The organism is Kitasatospora sp. NPDC042419, from assembly GCF_056437345.1.
This window is the reverse complement of sequence record NZ_JBWKAW010000087.1, coordinates 1-4,029: the sequence shown is the minus strand read 5'-3', so window position 1 is coordinate 4,029 and position 4,029 is coordinate 1. Positions and strand designations below refer to the sequence as shown.

Sequence of the window (4,029 nt, the reverse complement as noted above, 5' to 3'; positions counted from 1 at the left end):
CCCCGTCATCACCCTCGACGCCCGACGCCGCGACAGCGCCAAGAGCGCCCTCATCACCCTCGTCGAACACGCCCTCCTCGCCCGGCTCCGCTGAGCGGAACCCGCAGGTCGGCAGCCCCGGCGCCCCGCCATAGCGGCGGAGTGCCGGGGCGCGTCCGCTTGCGGGGAGATGTCGTCCGGACGCCCCGCGCAAGACCCCTGCATAAGCGGCGGATAACAGTTCGGTAGGCATTTTGTGATCAACAATGACTGTTTGTAGCGAATCAGCATCACTCAGCGCCAGAAGACCACAGTTTTGCGACGTCATGTCGCCGAATGTCCCAATTGTTCCCCGCACTGCGCTGACCGGCAGCTGTTTGTCCCCCATCCCTGCACGTGCTGAAATTCCAGCTACCCCTGAATCCATACGGCCGTCGTTCCCCGGAACGGACGGACCCCGGGGGTAGCGCTGGATTGATCCATGGCCGGCTGTCGGCCGAGAGGTAGTTGTCGAGTGAGGCGTAAGCAGCAGGTCGCCCCGCAGCGGCGCTCCGAGCCCCGCCAGAGCGAGCCGAACGGCACCGCACCGGACCCGGCAGGGTTCTCGGCGTTCACGCCGACCGAGGAACGGCCGGCGGCCGTCCCCGCACCACAGCCGCCCGGCCCCGGCAGGGACCGCCAGGGCGGCTCCGGCACGGACGACGCCGGCGAGGGCAAGGGCGGCAGCCGGTACGACTTCCTGCGCCCGCGCAACTGGCGCGTGCCGGCCCGTCTGATCGCGATCCTCCTGATCCCGGTCGTCATCGGCCTGATCTTCGGCGGTCTGCGCGTCAACACCTCGTTCGACGGCTTCATCAAGGCCGACCGCGCCCAGCGGACCGCCACCCTCGCCAAGGCCGCCACCGAACTGGCCGAGGCGCTGGAGAGCGAGCGCGACAAGACCCTGATACCCCTGCTCACCAAGCAGGACCCGAACAACGACGTCACCAAGGCGCGCTCCACCACCGACGCCGCCCTCAAGGCGTACGAGGCGGCCTACGAGGCCAGCGACAAGTCCGGTGAGCTCCCGCGCCGCCACGAGGCCTTCAAGGGCGTCGTCGTGGCCCTGCCGCACCTGCGCGCCAACGCCTACAGCCAGGACCTGTTCGCCTCCGCGACCGCCTCCGCCTACTCGGTGATGCTCGCCCCGCTGCTGGCCTACGACAACTCGGTCGGCCTCGGCTCCTCGAACCTCACCAGCAAGGGCCGCTCGATCTACGCCATGTCGCTGGCGAAGGCCTCCGCCTCGACCCAGCGCGCGCTCATGCTGCACCTGCTGGTCGGCATCTCCGCCGGCGCCACCACCCGGTACGAGAACTCGGACCTGATCCAGCAGCTGCTGGTCGCCCAGCGCCTGGAGCAGACCGCGCTCTCCGAGTTCAACACCGGCAGCGCCCCCGAGGACGCCCGCCGCTACTCCGACGCCCAGGTCGCCCAGGCCACCGCCGACCAGCGCGCCGCGTACCGCATGCCCAACGGCACCGTCCCCACCATGCAGGGCCTGCTCAACCTCGGCGCCGCGTACAGCCAGGCCGCCGCCATCGGCCAGGCCCAGGGCAAGGACGCCGCGGACCGCGCCTACAAGGAGGCCAAGGACTCCGGCCTGACGCCGGAGAACTGGAACCAGGCCGCCAACACCCACATCGCCAGCCTCCGCGCGACCGAGGTCGTGCTGCTGGACGACGTGCTCCAGGACGCCGCGGCCCTGCGGGACAACGCGCGCTTCGACGCCATCCTCAACGCGCTGATCGTCCTCGCGTCGCTGATCCTCGCCGGTGTGCTCACCGGCTACGTGGCCCGCTCGATGATTCTCGGCATGCGCACCCTGCGCAACGCCGCCCTGGAGATCGCCGACCACCGCCTGCCCGACCTGGTCGAGAAGCTCTCCAAGACCGACCCGGACCGGGTCGACACCAACATCAACCCGATCCCGCTGCACGGCAAGGACGAGATCGGCGAGGTCGCCCGGGCCTTCGACCAGGTCCACCGGCAGGCGGTCGCGCTCGCCGCCGAGCAGGCGCTGCTCCGAGGGAACGTCAACGCGATCTTCACCAACCTGTCGCGCCGCAGCCAGGGCCTCATCCAGCGCCAGCTGGCGCTGATCACCGACCTGGAGAACAACGAGGCCGACCCGGACCAGCTGGAGAACCTCTTCAAGCTGGACCACCTCGCGACCCGTATGCGCCGCAACGGTGAGAACCTGCTCGTCCTCGCGGGCGAGGAGGCCGGCCGCCGCTGGAACACCCCGGTCCCGCTGGTCGACGTGCTCCGCGCCGCCGCGTCCGAGGTGGAGCAGTACGAGCGCGTCGAGCTCTCCGGCATCCCCGAGGCCGAGGTCGTCGGCGCCGCCGTGACCGACCTCGTCCACCTGCTCGCCGAGCTGCTGGAGAACGCCACCTCGTTCTCCAGCCCGCAGACCCGGGTGCTGGTCAACGCGACCCGCCTGCCCGACGGCCGGGTGCTGGTCGAGATCCACGACAAGGGCATCGGCCTCACCGCCGAGGACTTCGCCGAGATCAACGAGAAGCTGGCCGAGCCGCCCACGGTCGACGCCACCATCTCCCGCCGCATGGGCCTCTTCGTGGTCGGCCGGCTCTCCCAGCGGCACGACATCCGCGTCCAGCTCCGCCCGTCCGGCGAGTCGGCCGGAACCACCTCGCTGGTCATGCTGCCGCCGTTCCTGACCCAGATGGCCGCGGCGCCGGAGCCGGAGGAGCAGTTCACCGTCTCCCGGATCTTCGCCGACCAGGAGCCGACCGCCGACTGGGCCGCGCCCGGCCGGGACCAGGCCCGCAGCGCCGCCGAACTCGGCTTCGACGACCACCTCACCGGCATCGGCAACTCCGGGTCGAGCGGCTTCAGCCCGGCCCTGGAGGCGGTCCAGCGCTCGCAGCGCCTGGACCAGGTCCGCCGGGCCGCGCTGGAGGCCGGGCCGGACGGCGGCCAGGAGCCGCCGGTCCTCGACGCCGAGGTCGACGAGGAGTACCCCTCGTACGGCCGCCGCAACGACGAGGTCTACGCCCAGGACGAGCAGTACGCCCAGCAGGGCTACGACCGGTCCGGCTACGGCGACGACCAGTACGGCTACGGCCAGGACGGCGGCTACGACGCCAACGGCTACCAGCAGGACGGCTACGACCAGTACCCGCAGCAGGGCTACGACCAGTCCGGCTACGGCGACGACCGGTACGGCCGGCAGGAGTACCAGGACCAGGACCTCCAGGGCCAGGGCTACGACGGGTACGACGGCTACGGCGACCAGCAGTACGGCCACCAGGCCGCGGAGGCCCCGGCCGGCCACCCGTACGCCCCGGAGCAGCCCGCGCTGCCCGCCGCCGACGCCGCCCCCTCCACCCTGCCGTCCGGGCTGCCCCAGCGCCGCCCCGGCCAGCAGCTGGCCGGCGGCGGGTTCCCGTCCGGGCCGGCCGGCTCGGGCCAGGGCGGCGACAGCCCGAACTGGTTCGCCGGCGCCAAGGACACCTCCGGGTCGTCGGCCGAGCCGCGCGGCCACGAGGTGTCCGCCCTCGGCGGGTACGGGCCCACCGGCCCGACCGGTGCCGGCAGCGCCGCCTGGCAGTCGCCCAACGACGGCGACTGGCAGCGCGCCGAGCAGCTCCGCGAGCCCTCCTCCAGCGGCACCACCCCGTCCGGCCTGCCCCGGCGGGTACCCAAGCAGAACCTGGTGGCCGGCAACGCCAAGCCCACCCCGCAGGAAGGGCCGCAGGTCTCCCGTTCGCCCGAGGAGGTCCGTGGCCGTCTCACCAACCTGCGTCGCGGTGTCGAACAGGGCCGCAGCGCCGGCGGCACCGGAAGCTTCCGGATCGACCCCGATCAGGTAGACCCGTCCGGCAACGGACAGCAGAATCGCAGCACCGATCTCTTCGGCGGCTCGAACCACCAGGAGCGTTGAGTTGAGTCAGATGAGCCAGGCCGCACAGAACCTGAACTGGCTGATCACCAATTTCGTGGACAACACCCCCGGGGTGTCGCACACGGTGGTGGTCTCCGCGG

General features: G+C 71.6%; 1 protein-coding gene and 2 pseudogenes. All 3 read left to right on the top strand.

The genetic code is table 11. From position 1 onward, the window contains the following. Positions 1 to 94, top strand: a pseudogene (locus tag AC067J_RS43945) (ATP-binding protein); the annotation flags it as partial. A gap of 399 nt (positions 95 to 493) precedes the next feature. Then, positions 494 to 3,928, top strand: coding sequence for a sensor histidine kinase (locus AC067J_RS43940; protein WP_478308504.1), 3,435 nt, complete (start codon positions 494 to 496; stop codon positions 3,926 to 3,928). A gap of 10 nt (positions 3,929 to 3,938) precedes the next feature. Continuing rightward, positions 3,939 to 4,029: pseudogene (locus tag AC067J_RS43935) on the top strand (roadblock/LC7 domain-containing protein); the annotation flags it as partial.